Genomic DNA, 18,664 nt, shown 5'->3' with positions numbered 1-18,664 from the left:
TCCGGTCAGTTCGAGTGCAATCGTGGTCAACTGACTTGATAATCCGCAATCTCCAGCGCGCCGTATTTTTGAATGGCTCAGTGCCACAGAGAAAAACACCACCGGACCTTCTCTTTCGGTCTCACTATCGAGCTTCGCTTGCTTCCTAGCTTGTTTGGCTGCACCAACCCAAGCCCAAGCTCTATTATTTGTCACCCCTGTAAGATAGAGCTAACAACCAATGCGAGGCATGAGCAGTGTACCGTAGAGGATTATTAGAAGGACGGAGGAGAATTGGAGTATCCCAGCCGAATCCACAAAATCCAACGAACTGGACCCCGGCCTTCGCCGGGGTGACGAATACTGCAGCGTGTCTTTAGTATCCTTGGGCGCATAGACGATGATCACCGCGGAGTCGTCGCCCTGCCCCAGCAGCTTGTACAGCGCCGTGTAGGCCTTGGCCAGATGATCGCTGCGCATCAGGCGGCCGTTGATCCAGTACCAGCGCCAGACGATCAGGCGTGACGCATCGCCACTACGCAGTTCCGCCGTGCGCATTGGCAGCGTGTTTTCGCCGAGTTTCTCGTCGCGCGCCCCTGCGGTCACCTTGACCCAGCGCCGATCTTCGCTGGTTACCAGCGCATTGACCGAGGTCACCAGTTTGCGATCCGGCCCCTGGTTGCGGTAATAGGCGATGTACAAACCCACCTGCTCTCCACCCGCCGCGTAACTCTCGTGCAGATACGCCGACGCGTTTCCATAAACAGGATCCCAGTCGCGCAGGCGTTGCCCCGTCGCTGTCCAGCCTGTAACGGCAGGTATCGCCTCGATGCGGGAAACCTCCTTCGGTGCATGACGTTCGATTTGCCACTCCGCGAACGGCCAAAGAGCAATGACCAGAACCGTCGCCAATGCCGCTGGAACGAGTTTTGTATAGTTCCACGGCAACAACGCCTTTTCCCGGTTCGTTTCATGCAATGTTTCGACTTCGTCCTCGCGCCAGCGCGCGCCGATCCAGAACATGGCCATGATCACCAGGCCGAAGAACAGCCAGCCGTAAATCAGGTGATCGACGCCCGCAGCGAGCTTGTTCCCCGAAAGATGCCCGAGCATGACGATGATGTAGGCGCGCACCCAGTTGGCAACGATCGGCACGAGGAAGGCAACACCGACGAACAGCAGGCGCCGCTTCAGCGATCGGTAACTCAGGTAGGCGAACAAGGTTCCGACCATCAGCGAGGCGATCAGATAGCGAACGCCGCTGCACGCCTCGACGACCGACCAGGCCCCCGACGGGATGATGAAGTGCAGTCCCTCGCGATAAACCGGAATGCCGCTCGCGCGTAGACCGACGATGGTCATGTCGGCCGTCCATTCCATCAATTGCGGCATGGTGAACTCGCCGAACGGGACGGCGAAGAGGAGGAACGCGAGTGGAAAGAGGATCTTTCGTGCCGCCTCCAGACCGAGGATAGCCGGAACAGCCAGGATCACCATTGCGGTCAGGGAAAACTGGGAGAGCGGCCCCACCGTCGCCATTTCTCCAAGCAGCCAGCCAAAACCGGCACCGGCAAGCAGCAACAGAATCCAGTAATTCGGCTGGGGAACGACATCGGCGAACGACGCGCGCTTTCGCCAGACGAGCCAGAGGGTGATCAGCGGCACGAGGAAACCATGGGTAAATGTATCGCTGCGCGCCCAGATCTCGGCCATGGACAACGCCGTTTCGCGGTAGACGAAAAGAATGATCAGCAGCGTGAGGGCCAGCACGCTCACCGCCTGCCGCCACGGTTGGGTGGGCTTCTGTTCCGCTATTACGACCTTTTCCGCTTGATCCATCGCTTTGTCTGCCCTTGTCACTTGCAGGCCATCGTTTCGATATAGCGATCGATGATCGACAGGTGTGCATCCCAGCTGTAACGCCGTACCACCTGGCGCCTTGCCGCTTCGCCGACAGCTACCCGACGCTCCTTTGATCCGAGCAGCGCGTTGATCTGCCGTACATGATCGTCGGCACTTTCCGCCAGCAGGAAGTCCTGCTCGGGAACGGCGTCCACCGCCTCGCCACACCCGCGAGCGACGACGACCGGCACAGCCATGGCCATCGCTTCCAGCACCTTGTTCTGGATACCGCGTGCGATACGCAGCGGAGCAACGACCACCACCGCGTGACGCAGATACGGCCTTACATCAGGCACTGTCCCAGTAACGACCACGCGGTCGCTGGCGAGTTCCTGCACTGCCGGCGCCGGACTGCGCCCGACGATGTAGAAACGGAGCGTCGGCCGTTCGGCCAGCAAGCGCGGGAAGATCTCGGCGGCGAACCATTTGACCGCGTCGATGTTCGGCCAGTAGTCCATCGCGCCAGTGAAGACCAGGGGAATTTCGTCTGGTGCAAATGGCGAGGCCAATGCGTGTTCCGGCGAGAAGAAGTCCGAATCGACGCCGTTGCCCATTGCCGATACCTTTTCGCGGAACTGCGGCGCAGATTTCAGGAACAATTCCGTCTCGGCTTCGGTAACGAAGAAGCCATGGTCGGCCGCCGCGGCAACATGCTTTTCAAACTCCAACAGCCTTTCGCCCTCGCGCTGGTAGATCCACGACAGGGGCCAGCGGTGATCGGGGGCGTACTGCGTCCATTTGGCGGAATCGACATCGCAGAAATCGATGAGCGTACGCAATGAGGAGTGCTTTGTCAGGTACTGGGCCATGGCCGAGGAAAACACGACGGCGGCGTCGATCTTTTCCTTCTTGATCGTCTGGTCGACCCAGTCCTGCAGTCCGGCGTTGCGATAGTACGGCAAGGTCAGTGCCTCGCCACTCAACAGTCCGCTCAGGCTGCGCAGCTTCGCAGCGCGCGGCGACAGCCGGACGATATGCGTCCCGGCACAGTACTCCGGCAATTTGTCGACATAGGCCTCGTCCTGCGGATCATCGATGAACGTCCCGAGAAACACGCGGTGTTTCGCCGCCAGATGCCGGAGCAGATGAAACGAACGCACCTTGTCGCCCTTGTTCGGGGGATAGGGAAGGCGATGGACGAGGTATAGCAGGTTGCTCATGGCGTGCGCCTCGATGTCGTCGTCCCGGCGGAGGCCGGGAGGACCCAGTAGGATGCCTCAAACGCCGTTCCTGGATTCCGGCCTGCGCCGGAATGACGAATCAAACTATCTCGTTGTAAAGATCCCGCCATTGCGGGTTGGTTGATTCGATGAGCCTCATTTTCCAGGCCCGATGCCAGTCCTTGATCGCCTTCTCGCGAGAAATGGCCGATTCCATCGTGGCATGGAGTTCGTACCAGACCAGGGTATGAACACCATATTTCTTGGTAAATCCTTCGACCAGGTCGTTTTTGTGTTGCCAGATGCGCTGCACCACATCGGAAGTCACTCCGACGTAGAGCGTTCCGTTTTTCTGACTCGCGAGAATGTAAACGCAAGGCTGCTTCATTTTTGATGGATAAGCTTGAGCGTGGATTTCTGGATTCCGGCCTGCGCCGGAATGACGTGGGAGCGAAAACGGCGGTGGAAATTACTTCCGCCCTGCCGGTCCCCCCTTTGTTCGTCGTCCCGGCGGAGGCCGGGACCCAGTAGGATGCCTCAAACGCCGTTCCTGGATTCCGGCCTGCGCCGGAATGACAGGATTCGATTAGCACTTTTGAAAGCAACGAACTATTCATGCGAATGGCCTAGCCCAGATTGCGCACGATGAAAGGACCGAGCCAGTTCGCGACGCCGATCGGCAATCGACGCCAGGCTTCGATGAACAGCCGGTACTTGGCGTTGGCCGGATTGTTCTGCGGGATGCTGTCGCATTTATAAAGGCGATACTCGTAGAACAGCGGCTTTGGCTCGAATCCCCAGTTTTTCTTGAACGAGTAAGACCCGGTTCCCTGTTTGCTGCGCCCGTAGTCGAAGATGCGGAGGCCGCGTTCGCAGGAACGCCGCATCAGTTCCCAATACTTGAAATCATTGCCGGCCAGGTCACGCGCTGCCACGTCGTCGCCGGCGTAGTACGGCAGGACTTCGTCGCGGAAGTAGAAACTGAGCACGCTGCTGATCGGCCGGCCCTGAGGATCGAAGACCGTCAGGACGTCGCAATCGTCGCCGAAAACCTGCAACAGTCGCTCGAAGTAGCGTCGGGGCATGGCGGGTGTGCCGTGCCTCAACACGTTGTCGGCATAGAGCGGAAAGAAATGCGAGACTGTTCGCTCGACTTCGCTGCGCAAGCCGTTCTTGATTCCCTTGCGCACCATCGCCCGCTGCTTGCGCGGAATGGCCAGCATGTTGGCCTCGACATCCGGATCGATGGCCTTGCGAAAGCAGACGTACAGATCCTGCGTCGGCCACTCGGCGTGACGCTGGTCAAAGTTGCGCAACTCGAGGTGGTCGACACCGAGCCGTTGGGCGATTGCCAGCGCCTCCACTTCCAGCGCGTCAGCGGCTTCGGGAACGGTAGCAGCGACGCCACCATAGACAGCAAAGGGCAGTGAGACGAGCGCGTTGCCGAACAAGCGGCTTTTTACATGGGCCAGGGGCAGCACGCCTTCGATGACACCGTCCCGTTCCGCGTAGAGGAAATACGTACGATGCCGGAAGACGCCCGAAACTATTTCCTGCCAGCCGGAGCGATGGAAGAATGTCGCGTCCGCGCAACCGAACACAAACGCGTCCCATCGACGCGCGGATTCGGTATCCGCCGGCTGAAGTTGCCGAACGACCAACGCCGCTCCCGCCTTGTTGCCTGTCATTGCTGCCATCAGTCTCCCCCGACGTTCCCGGCGAGGAAGATCTCGTCCATCCGGCCCCATTCGAAATCGGCAAGCAGGCGCCGGACACGGGCTTCCATCCGGTGCAGGTTGAGATAATGGCGAAGGCGTGTTTTCGCGTCGATCCCGGGGATGCGCGGCTGGTCTACGTCGATTTCCCACGGGTGGAAATAGAAGATCGCCGGCTGCTTGTCGTGATGGTTAACGCGCTGGAACAGCCAGCGCGACATCGCATACGGCATCAGCCGGAAGTAGCCGCCGCCGCTCGCCGGCCAGTTGCGATCAAAGAAACAGGCGGTGGTGACCGGTATTTCCCACAGGCCATCGCGCACCTGATGTGCGAAGCGCGGCGCATCAGGCATGCCGTAATGGTCGTGGCGGATCGGGTAGATACTCGAACTGTAGGCGTAGCCGGCCTTCAGCAGGCAATCGAAGGCCCAGAGATTCTTCGCTCCGATTGAAAAGCTCGGTGCCCGATAGCCGCTGACCCGTTGCCCGGCGATGTCTTCCAGCAACTTTCGCGCACTGTCGATATCGGCAAAGAATGCAGCTTCGTCAAGGTCGCTGGCGCGCTCGTGACCGTAGCCGTGGCTGGCCAGTTCATGTCCGTTATCTACAATCCGCCGAACGACCTGGGGATGCCGCTGCGCAATCCAGCCGAGGGTAAAAAAAGTGGCGTGCGTTCCGTGATCGGAAAGCATCTGCAGGATGCGTTCGACGTTGCCTTCGACCCGACACGCCTTGCTATCCCAATGATCCCGTGAGATATAGGGCGCAAACGCCGAAACCTGAAAATAGTCCTCGACGTCAATGGTAAATGCGTTCCTGACAGGGCTTTGCTGCATTCACCTCACCCCTGCCCTTCCTTTTCCGCATGCTGCACCCGAATCGAATTGACGAGTTGCTGCAGCAAAGTCAGTGTCGCTGCGGAGCTGCGTTCAATGCGGATCATGCTGCGCTCCAATCGTACGATCCTCTGCTCGCTGATCCCCTGCTTCAAATCCGTAATGGCCTGCAAGGCCTCGTCGGCAATCTGCGTGTCGAGTTCGAGCCGGGCGAGATTGAAATCCATGACCCCGGTATCCGTAAGCCGGTGGTCTTGCGCGCGACTTTCCGCCACGCCGGGAGGATCGAGCGGAGCAAGGCCTGGTGCCAGCGTTTCTTCATTCAGCTCCTTGGCGACCTCTTCGACCTCTTCCGCCTTGAACGAGGATTTCCCGCCGAGGAGCCCGGAAAGAAGTACCCGGTCGCACAACGAATTGATCCGACGCGGCACACCGCCGCTGGCTTTGTGAATAGCTGTATAGGCGCCGCCATCAAACAACGGGGCTCCGGTGAACCCTGCGCATTTCAGGCGGTGCTCGACGTAGCCCCTCGTTTCGTCCTCGTCCATCGGACCGATGTGACAGGCAGCAATCACGCGTTGTCGCAACTGCTGCATGTGCGGACTCTGCATGATGCTGCGGAATTCCGGCTGACCGATCAGGAAGCTCTGCAAGAGCGCTTGCGTTTCGAACTGGAAATTCGAAAGCATGCGCAATTCTTCGACGGCATGCGGCGTCAGGTTCTGCGCTTCATCGACGATCAACAGGCAGCGTTTGCCCTGCCGGGTGATGTCGACCAGAAACGCTTCCAGTGCGAGCAGGACATCCGACTTGCCGAGATTTTTGGTACGTACCCCGAAGGCCGCTGCCACCATGCGCAGGGTATCGTCGGCATCAAGCTGCGTGCTGACCAGATGCGCGGCCACCACTTTGGCTGAATCGAGCTTGCTGAGCAGTCCGCGCACGATCGTGGTCTTGCCGGCGCCAACTTCACCGGTAACGACGATGAACCCTTCGTTCTGATGGAGCCCATATTCGAGATAAGCCGTGGCCCGCCGATGCTGCTTGCTGCCGAAATAGAAATTCGGGTCAGGATTGAGCTGGAATGGCTTGCTGGTCAGGCCATAGAAGGATTCGTACATGTTCGCGCACCTAGAAGCGATGCGAGAACGTACCGGTCACCGCGTTCTCGGTGTAACTCGTCGTTCCGTCTACGTCGATCCTCCGGAAACCAACGCCGACATTGGTTTTCGGCCCGACCTGGGTCAGGAAATTGACGGTATACAAGTCCTGATCGGTTTCGGCGGAGGAGGTTCCTTGCCCCTTGCTCTTCAGGCGGGAAAGGCTCCCAGTAAGGGTCGATAATCCCGTCAGCTTGTGCGACCAGTTCACGCTGGCGCCGGTTTGCCGCACCTGATTGACATTGGCGAACTCCGTCCCGGCGAACCACCCAAGGCCTGCGCCCTGAGAGAGGTTTTCTGAATCGCTTTGTGTTGCAGCGAAGGTCACCGTATTCCGCACACCGGACAGGGCAAAAGACAACTCGCGGCGTTTCTGGAGAGTTACGCCGGTCGTCATGAATCCCCCCTGCAATTGCGCAGTCGGTGAAACGCCATTGCTTTGCAGGAAGGCATTTACAAACGCTGCCCGTGCAGCAGGGTCCGGAATCGCCGACTGGAACATGTTGTCGAAGAGGTCGAAGTAGGTACCGACGGAACCCGACGTCTGGTTCGTCGAGGTCACCGTATCTTTCGTCTGCCGGAACTTCCACGCTGTTCGCGCCGTGCGATGTGTAAAGCTGACGCTGTCGCTGTTCCCGAAAAAGCGGTCTTCCCGGGAGGCTGAGAGCAAGGTTCTGTCAGTCGGCGACCAGTCGAGGCCGAGTCCCTTTATCGTGTGCGATTTCTTGTCGATGCTTGCGTAATCATTCGACTCGCGCCCCCCGATGAGCGAAACGCGGAACTGGGGATCAAATTTATAGGTCAGGACGCCGCGCAACAAATCGGCGTCGTTCTCTCGCCCATTGCTGAACTCCGCCTTCTGCGTATTGGCATCGACGGCCCAAGCAAATCGCGACAATTGGGGAGTACCCCTCAACCGCGCTGCAAAGCCCCGCGTAGTGGTGTCATAAGAATTGCTCGAATCGGTGGTCGTTTTAGCAAGGTTGTAACGCAGTTCGTATTCTGTCGAGGCGCCAAGCATTCCCTTGAAATAAGGAGACAGGCGGTAGGTCGATGTCTCGGTGGTGTTGCTGCTATTGTTGGTATCGACGGAAGAGTCCGTTGCGCCACGGAACGCCGAGAGGTTCTGTTGGGAGATCGATGCGTTCGCATCGATGTAGAACCAGTTTTCCAGCGCTTCAAGCGTGCCCGCCGCGTTCAGGGAGTTCTGATGGCCGTTCCGCGACGAATCGTCGGAGTAAAACAGGTTGTGCAGCCGGTAGTCGACGTTCAGCTTGACGCGATCGCCCGTCCCGACGATGTTGATACCCGGCGCGATGTCCGTGATCAGGGAACTCGTCCGATGATTTTCGACTTGATCGACATTGTCGGTCATCGTTTCATTGAGCGAGACCGACGGCGTAATTGTCCATTCACCGGCAGACACCGGCAGCGCCATTGCGACCAGGACAGCCGCCGAGAATGCCGGAACGAGGTTACGCGCCCGTCGTGCCATAGCCGTATCCGTAGCCATACCCATAGCCGTATTGGTCCTTCGTCACTGTTTTCGACTGGTTGAGCACCATCAGCCTCACCGGGCACCCCTCAATTGCCGCCAACGCATGCTTCACATCGGAGTGCGTCGTACTCTCAGACTTGACCACGACGACGACCTGTCCCATGTGCGATGCCAGCGCCCGTGCTTCCGTGGTAACCAACAGGGGCGGCGAGTCGAAGATGATGATCCGGTCCGAGTAACGGTGCGACATATCCTTCAGCAAGCGAACCATGGCGTCACTCGCCAACAGTTCCGTGGCGCGCGGATGCGGCGTCCCGCTCGGCAGGATGGTCAGCTTTTCGATGTTGGTTCGCAGCAGCACGTCCGATAGATGAATCGAATCATCGACCAGAACGTCCAGCAATCCCTTAGCCGGCGCCAGCCCCATGCGGCTCAGCAAGGCAGGACGCGCGACGTCGGCATCCACCAGCATCACGGTGTTGTCGAGTTCCATGGCGATGCTGATGGCCAGGTTCGCCGCTGTAAACGTTTTTCCCTCGCCGGGAAGCGCGCTGGTCACCATGATCAGGTTGCCGTCCTTGATCTGTGCCGCGGCTTTCCCCATGGCGTTGTCGATCAGCGGACGCTTGATTACCCGGAATTCGTCCGCAAGCCGCGAACGCTTTGCATCGGGCCGGACAAATCCGGACGCCTGCATCGCGCCGAGGTCAACATCCACACGACGCGACATGGTCATTTCAGGCGTCTGAATGGCTGCTTGCGCATCGGCTTGGACTTTGGATGTAGCCTCTGGACGAGAAACCTCGCGGTCTGCCGCGCGCGCGCGCATCTCAGGACGCGGCAGATCCTCCTGTGGCGTCGATTCAGGAACGTCGACCCCGGCTTTTTTCAGTTGCTCCAGCCTTTGGGCTGCTTGCTCAATGAGACTCATCGCTAATCCTCAAGCCGTGCGGGATGACAACACGAACAACAGTGCGATCCCGGCTCCGTATGCCGCTACGAACGCGAAAACAGCGACAAAAAACCCGCGCAATCCACGTTTCGCACGCGCGACATCGATATCCGCTACTGATTTCGACACAACCCCAAGCAGCGGCAACCCGGTCATTTCCCTCAGGCCCCGGGCATCAAAGAACACCGGTCGAATCTGGCTCGCGGCAAAGGGGGCGAACAACCCGGCGCCGAGCGCAAGCACGAAGGTCAAGGGCAACAGAATCATCCGGTTCGGCGCCACCGGCTTTGGCGTCACTCGGGGAGGATCGATCAAACGGAAATCAACGCCAGCCGCGGAAGCATCCATCTCGCCGGAAATCGTTGCCGACTCCCTGCGTGCGACAAGACTCTCGTAATTCTTCTTGTTGATGTCGTAATCCCGGTTGAGTTGGGTAAGTTCCGCCTCGATCTGCGGAATCATCTTCATCGCGTCTTTCAATTCATCGTACCGTTTCTGGTACTCGGCAACCCGTACCCGCAATGAAGCTACCGTCGCCTCATTTTCCGCGAGAGAAATTTTCAACTGTTGATAGACCGGGTTGGTATTTACCACCGACGCGGGACTCGACAAGGCAACCTTCTTGCGCGCAGCGACTTCGGTTTTCTTCTGTTCTTCGAGTTCACTGATCATGCGACGCGTGCCAACAACATCGGGATGCCGGTCGGTGAAGCGCTGCAACAGACCATCGAGGTTTCGCTTCAAAGTATCGATTCGTCCGTCGATCTCCGGAATGGAAATACCGGAGGTAGTTTCCGGTGCTTCCGGCAGGAGAACAGGCTCTTCACCGAGAATTTGACGCTTGAGCGCATCGCGCGAGTTTTCAGCCTCGCGCAGTTCAAGTTTGGATCCCTCCAATGCGGCAGTTACCTCGCTAATGCGGCCAAAGTAATCCTTGCCGTCGGAGGTCTGGGCCGAGATGTTCTTGAGTTTGAATTCCTTGAGCCGGTTTTCAGCCTCTTCGAGTTTTTTCTGGTAGACCTGTATCTGCTCGTCGATGAACTTCCTCGCACTGTCCGTATCCTTGCGCTTGTCCCCGAGGCCGGATTCAACAAAGATGGAAACCAGCGACTGCACCACACGTTTGGCCTTTTCCGGTTCAGGATTAGCGTAAGCCAGCGTGTAAAGGTTGTCCCTCCCGACGCTCTTGATCGTCAGCGCCTTCATCAACTCATCGATCAGCGCATCCTGCTTGGCCTTGGACTGGATGTTGAGATCCAGATCGGCCATCCGTACCAGTTTTTCGACGTTGGGCCGGCTGATGAGCGTCCGGCTCAGAATCATGATCTGCTGATCGATGTTGGGCTCGATCGCCAACCCGGACATCAGCGGCTTGAGTATCGACTGTGTATCAACGTAGATGCGCGCCGACGCCTCGTACTTGTCCGGGATACGAAAGACGACGGCAACGGCGATCGCCCCAACGACCCAGGCCACACACACCCCAAGCCATCGGTGCTTCCACATGCCGCGCAGGATAGTAGTAGCCTGCCGGAGGATTTCATCCATCGGTAATAGTATTTCGCAAAAGAGTTACAAACGCATTGCGACCCGAAGGCCGCAATGCATGTAGAAGCCGATCTTAGAACCAGCTACGCGGGATGATCAGAACGTCACCCGGCTTCATGTCAACGTTGGCCGAGACATCGCCCCGCTTGATCAGATCCGCCACGCGAACGCTGTACTGCTTGTCGCTTTCGGAGGTCCGCAGCAGTGTCGTGCTGTTGCCATCGGCGAAATCCGTGAGACCACCCACGGCAATCATCACGTCAAGCAAGGTCATCTTCTGCTTGTACGGCAGCGTCTGCGGCTTGCCGGCCTCCCCCACAACACGGATCTGTTCGCTATACGGGCCGACGAACTGGGTCACGACGACGGTAACCACCGGATCGCGAATGTATTTTCCGAGTTCCTTCTCGATATCGCGCGCAAGTGTTGATGCATCCTTGCCCATCGCCACGAGATCTTCGACCAGCGGCGCAGCAATTTTTCCGTCAGGGCGAACGGGAACCGACATGGAAAGTTCCGGATTCCGCCAGACGACGATATTGACCGCGTCACCAGGACCAATGATGTAGTTGTAGCTGGAAGACGCCGCGGCGGATGGCGCGGGAGGAATATCCGGCCCCGTAGCGCAGCCAAACACCGCTAGGCCGAGTATCCCAACGACGATCCAGCGAATCATCGCATCAACTCTGTTTCTCATGCCGACAGACATTTCATTCTCCTTTGGCAGCTGTCCAGATATGAAGAAAAGATAACATTAAGGATTAAATCTTATCCGAAAAGTTCTGATTCGAATAAACAAATCTGCGGAACCACAAAATTCTCTACGTTGCAAATCTTCCGAGCGGCAATAAATCACTTCCGCATATTTCACACGATACGCGTTCGCGGGAGCCTGGCGTGCCAACTATGTCACACACCTTGCCTCAGCGCATTGACCACGTGAAGACGTGATGCCCGTCGGGCCGGCAGAACCGCCGCCAGACAAGTCGCCACAAAACCAGTTGCTCCGGCCAACAGAACTTCATGCGGAACCAGGCGAATATAGGCCACATATCCGATATTGGCATTCGGCGGCGGCGGCATGGGGATTCCGATCGCCGAAATAACCCACGCCGAGATACAGCCGATGGCAATCCCCAGGACCGCGCCAAGCAAGCCGACAAGTGCGCTTTCAATCATTATCAGACGGAATACCACCACCGGCCGGTCACCAAGGGCAAGCATCGTTCCGAATTCCCGTGTTCGCTCGAAGAGAGTCATATTGACGCTGTTGGTCACGCTCAACAGCACCATGAGCAGAATGATCAAACGCAACACTCCGAACTGGCGATCATAAAGATCGACCGCCTTTTCATAGAAATCGGAAAGCTTGTTCCAGCGCGCAATTTCGAACCCCTGCGCACCGAAACGCTGCTCCAGCCTCAAGGCGATGTCTTCCGTCGACTTGGTGTCCTTCAGCATGACCACCAGCACATGCGCCGCTTGCGTATCCATCAATTCGCGAGCCGCCTTGAGAGGAACCCGCACGGCCCGCGCGTCGAATTCCTTCGAAAAGCTCTGGAATACGCCAACCACCTCGAAATCGAGCGTATTGACCGCGCCTTGCGCCAGGCTGATCAGCAAATTCACACGGTCACCCACTTTGAGTCCGAGCGATTTCGCCACGCCCTGACCGACAACAACCCCATCCAGATCGTTATCGTTCAGCGCCCTGCCTTCGATATAACGCAGATAGCTGTTTGCACCCTGTTCGACATCCGGCTCGACCCCCTCGCCAATGACTCCCAGATCGCGCTTCCCGTTGTTGATCACGCCGGAGAAGCCGAGCCGGGCGAACACGCGATCCACGCCCGGCGTATCCGCAATCGCCGCCTTGATCCGGTCAGGAGCTTCAATGAGATAGGCTTCCGGAGCACGCGCCCTCCCTTCCCGATAGCCTTCCCGGGTCAGTTGCAGATGCCCTGTCTGCGCACGAATGATGGCCTCCCCCAACTGGATGAAAATATCCTCGACGAATCCTCCCGCCAGGATCAGCCCCGCGACGCCGACCGAAATAGCCAACAGCGTCGCCGCAGAGCGGGTCTTCTGACGAAAGACGTTTCTCAACGCGAGAAGCAACTGGAGCATCATAGTCCGTGCCGTAGTGCGTCCACAATTTTCATTCGCCCCGCCTTCAATGCCGGGAAAGCACTGGCCAGCAGCGTTGTCACGCATGCGAGCAGAACGGCATCGAACACGAGTTCCGGCGTGATACTGATCCTGGCCACATAACCATGCGCCATGCCGGGAGCGGCCGGCATGGGAATACCCACCGAGGAAATGAGTAGCGCCGCCAGATAGCCGACACCGACACCGAGCAACCCTCCGAACATTCCCAGCAGCACCCCTTCGAAGACAAACAGCCGCATCACCCGGCTTCCCGGGAAGCCAATCGCCAGACTGGTGCCGATTTCCATCGTCCGTTCAAGCACGTTCATCGTCAACGTGTTCGAAATTGTCAGAACGATGATCAAGCCGATGATCACTTTCATCGCATCCACTTGCTTGGAAAACAGGGCTTCCGTCTTGTTGTAAAAGTCTGCGAGTTCACGCCAGGGAATGATCTCGAACTGGCGCTCGGCGAGAAGCTTGCGTGCCGCGTCCACGTATTCACCCACGCCCTCCGTCCGATCGAGCAGCACGACCCACGCCGTCGCACCGGAAACCTTCATCAGCTTCCTCGCCACCTCAATAGGCAAGCGCACCGCATAATCATCGTATTCCTTGGTGATCGTGGCAAACAGGCCGGCAACGGACACCTCAACCGCATTTGCCGCGCCTTTCGCGGTTGACACGAGCAACACCACCCGATCCCCGACCCGAACCCCAAGGTTCCGTGCCAGCCCCTCGCCCAGCATGACGGACAATTCGTCGCTCTTGCTCAATCCCAGGCCGGACAGCAGCGTGATGCGATTACTGAGAGGCGCCTCTTTGACCGGATCGATACCATCGCCGGAAAACGCCAGCGTCGTATCTCCGTGGCTGATCAGGCCGCTGAAGGCCAGACGCGGCGTCAGCGAAACGACACCGGGAATGGCCGAAATCTGTTGCAGCTCCGAAGAATCCGCGGGCAAGAGAAAAGCATACGGATCAGCAATGCCACGCTCATAGTAGCCGGGACGAACGATCTGGACGTGCCCGAGTTGCGAATGGATCGTTGCCTCCCGGCCATCGGCGAGAATCCAGGCGATAAATCCACCGGCCAGCAGGAACGCAACGACACCGGCCGCGACCGTCAGCAAGGCCACAGCGCTTCGCCGGGCATTCCGGTGCAGATTGCGCATCGCCAACTGGAGATCACGAGAAAGACTCTGCATGATTTGCGGCTATCTGAATTAACGTTTACTGTGAGCTTGATAAGTTTAGTCCGTCGAACCGGATTCCGTAAGCGTTCCGGTGCTGCTAATTCGGAGTTAACCATGCAAGCGTTCGACTATGATGCCGCATTCTCGCGCAACATTGGCTGGGTGACCGAGGCCGAACAGGCTCGTCTGCGGAATGCACGGGTGGCCATTGGCGGACTTGGTGGAGTTGGGGGCGTACACCTCCTGACACTCGCTCGCCTGGGGATAGGAAAATTCTCGATCGCCGATTTCGACGCTTTCGACCTGGTCAATTTCAATCGACAGGTCGGTGCGACGATGTGCAGCGTCGGGCACCCGAAACTCGATGTCCTCGCTGAAATGGCCAAAGACATCAACCCGGAAATCGAATTGCGCTGTTTTCCCCAAGGCATTCGGCGGGACACGCTCGACGATTTTCTGGAGGACGCCGAGGTTTACGTCGATGGTCTGGACTTCTTTGCGTTCGACGCACGACAAATGACATTTGCCGCATGCCAGGAAAGAAAAATCCCGGCCGTCACCGCTGCACCACTGGGTATGGGAACCGCACAGTTGGTCTTCGGCCCCGGCGGAATGTCTTTCGAAGACTACTTCGGCCTCAAGGACTGCGCCGATGAACTGGAAATGGCGATCCGCTTCCTGGTCGGCTTGTCCCCAGCCATGCTGCAGCGCGGCTATGTCGCCGACATGAGCCGGATCGATCTCGCCAACCGCAAGGGCCCGTCCAGCATAGCGGCCTGCCAGTTATGCGCCGGAGTGGCCGCCGTCGAAACGCTCAAGCTCCTGCTGAGACGCCGTGGTGTCCACCTGGCGCCCTGGGGCAGCCAGTTCGACGCCTACCGGCAGCGATTTACCCGCACATGGCGCCCGGGCGGTCACCGCAACCCCTTGCAGATTCTGATGAGGACGCTGGTCAAGGCCCAATTGGCCCGATCGGGCCAGTGAATCTACGGTTTCCGGACCAGGATGTTGTAACAATTCCCGGACACCGCCTCGGACACCATCGCAAATCCGGCATCCAGAAATCGCTGGCGGATGTCAGATTGCTCGTACGGCGTATAAAGGATGCCTTTTTTAATCCCCCAGCGGTTGATGCGCTCCGCGATGTTTCTCAGCGGCCAGCCACCGCGCGGGTAAAGCAGGACATTGGCCGCCAGCGTCCCGTCAGTCTTCAGCACCCGATAAATATCCCGCAACGCCCCATCGACGTCGGGAAAGCAATGAACCGAATTGGCGATATTCGCGGTATCGAACGAATCATCCCCGAACGGCAATGCCGCCGCATCGGCATGGCGCAACTCGATTTCCGGATGCTTGCGGAAACGATGGCGCGCCCCGGCCAGCATCGACTCAGCGTAGTCCACGCCGACAATATGAACGGGAGGCAGCTTTTTCCACCGCCGCCAGCGCAGAATCAGCTCAAGAAGCGTCCCCGTGCCACAGGCCACCTCGAGATGATCCGGGCCATAGTTCGGCCCGAAAAAACGTAATTGTGATCCCAGTGTGCTGTTGTATGCGAAGGTGAGAATGAAAAAGCCTCGGACGTCGTACCACCACGGATCCGACTTGTAGGCTTCAGCAATCTCGTCCCGGGACTTCCCTGAAGGCATCTGTCCTGTTTCCAATTCCGTATTCCTCCCTTTGTCCATGATAGACAGTCAACGTAGTTGAATACAAAGCCCTGACACCTTGCCTCATCAATCGGAAGAAGGATATCAGTCACGCGTCAGCGGAATGTCGAAAAACTTTACAAACCAACACCAAGAGATATGACTTAGATAATAAACAAAACAAGTTTCAACGAGTTATAACTTTCGGCACTAAAAATGCTTATAAATCGGTGCAGAAAGTCCTTTGCTGACAAAGCAAGAAACGAAGGAGTATGGCCATGAGAAAACTTGCACATGCATTGATCGCGAGCACAATGTTCGGAATGATTCCTGGCCAGGCGGCAGCAGAGTTGTATCTCTACTCCCCCCCAAGCCTGGACATCATGAACAATCAGGCTTGCTTGGCGGAAGGAGATTTCGTCAGTTGTTCGACGACCTTCCTTAACTATCTGGCTAGCATCAGTCCAACTAACACGTCGGAACCAGCAGGTTACGTGGTCGATGCGAACCAGGGCGCACTGAAATCAATGGTCGTGGTAGGTACTGGTGCGGGCGGCCAGATTCCTATCAATACGGATTTCAGTACGCAGATCGACCAAGCGTACGAAGTTCCCAATAATGGGAATTTTGATAGCGCAACTGCAGCCGAACCGATCAACGGCCCGACTGACGGTGACTCGACCAAAGCGTGGGACATGACGATCCAATCGCTGATCGATGCACTTACCATTGGCGACACACGTTACAACATGCTGATCGGTTACGATTTCAATGAAACCGGCGGCACTGGACAAGCCACCCAGATCTGGTCCATGGTGACGCTACGCGATGTCGACGGGAGCCTTGCCCCGCTCAATTTCGAACTCACGCTGAACGACGGGCGCACCCCCGGTGATTTGCAGATTCCTGCTTCTCATGTCTACGATTTCACGACCACCAAGACCTTCGACGGAATCACCCCGACGGCCATTAACTACTACACAGACATGACCTACATCGCCGGCGACATCTGCGTCCTGCCGGATGGCACGTTTATGCCGCTTATCGGCGGAGCAACGACCTGCCCAGACGGCTACACGCACATTTCGAACAACCTGGGTACCAACGGGGCCGAATGGATTTCCTATATCCCGGAACTTGACGAAAACCTCGAGTATTACATGAGCCTCGGTTACGACGTACTGTCCGCGCAAGTCAAGATCGGTTGCTTCGTTACCGAAGGACCTCTTGCCACGGCGTGCAACGACGGTGGCTACGACGACATCTTCATCATGGCGGCCGATGTAAGACAAGACGTTCCGGAACCGGCAACCCTGTTGCTGGTTGGCCTTCCACTCCTTGGCCTCGGAATGATCCGTCGCCGGAAGTCCTGAATCGGTTCTCTGGCACAACACTCAAACGGCGACTTCGGTCGCCGTTTTTTTGTAGCTCGATTTTCTCACCCCACAAATAGTCGACACGTTCCGCAATGCTTCCGACGAGTCTCGGCGAGATCACAAAAGAGAAATATAGGACGTGCTGATTTATTGAAGATTTGTCATTCCGGCGAAGGCCGGAATCCAGAAAATTCAACGAACTGGACCCCGGCCTTCGCCGGGGTGACGAATATTTCAGCGTTTCCTTAAGTAAACGCTGAACAAATAGCGTTTTCGTAGATTGCTTGATCAGCGAGCACAATTGGTCGGGGCAAGAGGAGTGTTTCCGCAGCTTTTTCAACGTTTATGGGGCTTTCCTAAACAGAATTGGAGATATTCGCGGTATCGAAGGAACAATCGCAGAACGGCCACGCCACCTCATCTGCGAGACGCAGTTCCGTATGCATCCGATAGCGATACCGTGCCCCAGTCGCCACGCCAGGATCAACGCGGGGAGCTCTTCACGTGCCACACGCTACCGTACCTTGAAGCGCCAAGAACATCTTTCAACAAGCAGAGCCATTGTCGAGATACTTTACACAGCAAAACAAAAAACAAAGCAAAAAACAACACCAATCCTTTATATTCATAAAGTTACGACGTATGGCACACCACTTGCATTAGTTAGGGTGAGGCCAAAATGGCTGGATAATGTTCTTATCGAAAGGAGAACTGTTATGAAAAAAACTTTGCTTTCCCTGGCCGTCACATCGGTTTTGGGTCTTGCAAGTGCCTCAGCTTCGGCCATCGGCACGTTCAACGAGTTCACTGTAGACGAATCCAGTGTTCTAGGGTTTAGCGATAACTTCACTTATTTTGAGGCCGACAAACTTAACGGTCTCTACAATGAAGTGCTGACAGTTAACACCAACGGCACATTTGACTCGGTGGGTTACGCCGAGTGGGGGCAATATGCCTACAACGACGGTGCGAACGCGATTGTGTCCTACTTGGGCAGCCCTGGCGGCTACAACTTGTACACCCTGTTTAGTTCAAGCGGTAATCTCACAGCTACGGGGTTCGTTGGCCAAACCGGATACCTTTACGTCTGGGTCGACCCGAACCAAGATACGCTCTTCACTCTTCCGGGAACAGGATTGGGTACGGTTGTGGTTGACAGCGACGACGATGATTACCAGGTTGCATTTGCTACGAGCCTGACGTCTGCAGTCGGCGTAGTAGGAACACCGGGGGCCTTTGACCTGTGGTTTGATGATTTCACGCTCACAGCAGCAGGTGAAAACTATTTCGTCGCCCCCGACCCCTTCCATCTAGTTCTCGAAACCAACGGCGACTTTGATGCATTCCCGACAGTACCAGGACCAGGGACTTATAGTGAGATTACGGGTGATATCAGTGCCGTATTTGCAATACCAGAACCTGCCTCCCTAGCCCTTCTCGGCTTGGGACTGATCGGTTTAGGCGTGACGCGTCGCCGCAAGGCCTGATGAAATAACTACATTAAGTTAAGAGAGTCCCGTGGAAGCACGGGACTTTTTTTTGCGC

16 protein-coding genes are annotated in these 18,664 nt (G+C 57.1%); 3 read left to right on the top strand and 13 right to left on the bottom strand.

The window, feature by feature from the left end:
* Positions 1-210: 210 nt before the first annotated feature.
* From xrtA to BO74_RS08020, 12 genes are all read right to left on the bottom strand, one after another.
* A complete protein-coding gene (xrtA, locus tag BO74_RS08075) occupies positions 211-1,818 on the bottom strand; it encodes an exosortase A (protein WP_496441386.1) in 1,608 nt (535 codons plus the stop codon).
* Between the two features lie 17 nt (positions 1,819-1,835).
* Positions 1,836-3,041: a TIGR03087 family PEP-CTERM/XrtA system glycosyltransferase gene (locus tag BO74_RS08070; protein WP_496441384.1), complete on the bottom strand. Its 1,206-nt coding sequence runs from the start codon at positions 3,039-3,041 to the stop codon at positions 1,836-1,838.
* A gap of 100 nt (positions 3,042-3,141) precedes the next feature.
* Entirely contained in the window at positions 3,142-3,429 is a 288-nt protein-coding gene (locus BO74_RS08065) for a GIY-YIG nuclease family protein (protein WP_496441383.1), read from the bottom strand.
* 238 nt (positions 3,430-3,667) lie between these two features.
* Positions 3,668-4,729, bottom strand: coding sequence for a FemAB family XrtA/PEP-CTERM system-associated protein (locus tag BO74_RS08060; protein WP_496441388.1), 1,062 nt, complete (start codon positions 4,727-4,729; stop codon positions 3,668-3,670).
* 8 nt (positions 4,730-4,737) lie between these two features.
* Entirely contained in the window at positions 4,738-5,592 is an 855-nt protein-coding gene (locus BO74_RS08055; RefSeq protein ID WP_496441382.1) for an XrtA system polysaccharide deacetylase, read from the bottom strand.
* Positions 5,593-5,597: 5 nt separating this feature from the next.
* On the bottom strand, positions 5,598-6,713 hold the full coding sequence (locus tag BO74_RS08050; RefSeq protein WP_496441380.1) for an XrtA/PEP-CTERM system-associated ATPase: 1,116 nt from the start codon (positions 6,711-6,713) through the stop codon (positions 5,598-5,600).
* Positions 6,714-6,723: 10 nt separating this feature from the next.
* Positions 6,724-8,190 (bottom strand): TIGR03016 family PEP-CTERM system-associated outer membrane protein, encoded by a 1,467-nt coding sequence (locus tag BO74_RS08045; protein ID WP_496441378.1) that lies wholly within the window; start codon positions 8,188-8,190, stop codon positions 6,724-6,726.
* A 37-nt stretch (positions 8,191-8,227) separates the two neighbouring features.
* Complete coding sequence (locus BO74_RS08040; RefSeq protein ID WP_496441376.1) at positions 8,228-9,181, bottom strand: XrtA-associated tyrosine autokinase; 954 nt, start codon at positions 9,179-9,181, stop codon at positions 8,228-8,230.
* Between the two features lie 9 nt (positions 9,182-9,190).
* Positions 9,191-10,750, bottom strand: coding sequence for an XrtA system polysaccharide chain length determinant (locus BO74_RS08035; RefSeq protein ID WP_496441375.1), 1,560 nt, complete (start codon positions 10,748-10,750; stop codon positions 9,191-9,193).
* A gap of 73 nt (positions 10,751-10,823) precedes the next feature.
* Positions 10,824-11,459 carry an XrtA/PEP-CTERM system exopolysaccharide export protein gene (locus BO74_RS08030; RefSeq protein WP_496441374.1) on the bottom strand — a complete coding sequence of 212 codons (636 nt, stop codon included), beginning with the start codon at positions 11,457-11,459 and terminating at the stop codon, positions 10,824-10,826.
* A 200-nt stretch (positions 11,460-11,659) separates the two neighbouring features.
* A complete protein-coding gene (locus BO74_RS08025; RefSeq protein ID WP_496441372.1) occupies positions 11,660-12,868 on the bottom strand; it encodes an ABC transporter permease in 1,209 nt (402 codons plus the stop codon).
* 8 nt (positions 12,869-12,876) lie between these two features.
* The gene (locus BO74_RS08020; protein ID WP_496441371.1) at positions 12,877-14,106 is read right to left on the bottom strand and encodes an ABC transporter permease; all 1,230 of its coding nucleotides are present in this window, start codon (positions 14,104-14,106) and stop codon (positions 12,877-12,879) included.
* A gap of 102 nt (positions 14,107-14,208) precedes the next feature.
* Here BO74_RS08020 and BO74_RS08015 point away from each other — a divergent pair, with 102 nt between their 5' ends.
* Positions 14,209-15,078 (top strand): ThiF family adenylyltransferase, encoded by an 870-nt coding sequence (locus tag BO74_RS08015; protein ID WP_496441369.1) that lies wholly within the window; start codon positions 14,209-14,211, stop codon positions 15,076-15,078.
* A 2-nt stretch (positions 15,079-15,080) separates the two neighbouring features.
* On the opposite strand, the gene BO74_RS08010 is transcribed toward BO74_RS08015, so the two are convergent.
* Positions 15,081-15,758, bottom strand: coding sequence for a class I SAM-dependent methyltransferase (locus BO74_RS08010; protein ID WP_496441367.1), 678 nt, complete (start codon positions 15,756-15,758; stop codon positions 15,081-15,083).
* Between the two features lie 263 nt (positions 15,759-16,021).
* Between BO74_RS08010 and BO74_RS08005 the strand changes: the two genes are divergently transcribed.
* Together BO74_RS08005 and pepA are read left to right on the top strand one after the other, a co-directional pair.
* The gene (locus BO74_RS08005) at positions 16,022-17,116 is read left to right on the top strand and encodes a PEP-CTERM sorting domain-containing protein (RefSeq protein WP_496441365.1); all 1,095 of its coding nucleotides are present in this window, start codon (positions 16,022-16,024) and stop codon (positions 17,114-17,116) included.
* Positions 17,117-17,643: 527 nt separating this feature from the next.
* Complete coding sequence (gene pepA, locus BO74_RS08000) at positions 17,644-18,606, top strand: flocculation-associated PEP-CTERM protein PepA (RefSeq protein WP_496441364.1); 963 nt, start codon at positions 17,644-17,646, stop codon at positions 18,604-18,606.
* The last annotated feature ends 58 nt before the right edge of the window (positions 18,607-18,664 follow it).

Source organism: Propionivibrio pelophilus DSM 12018 (assembly GCF_059569095.1).
Note: the sequence above shows the minus strand (reverse complement) of the source record. Positions and strands in the feature narration are given on the sequence as shown.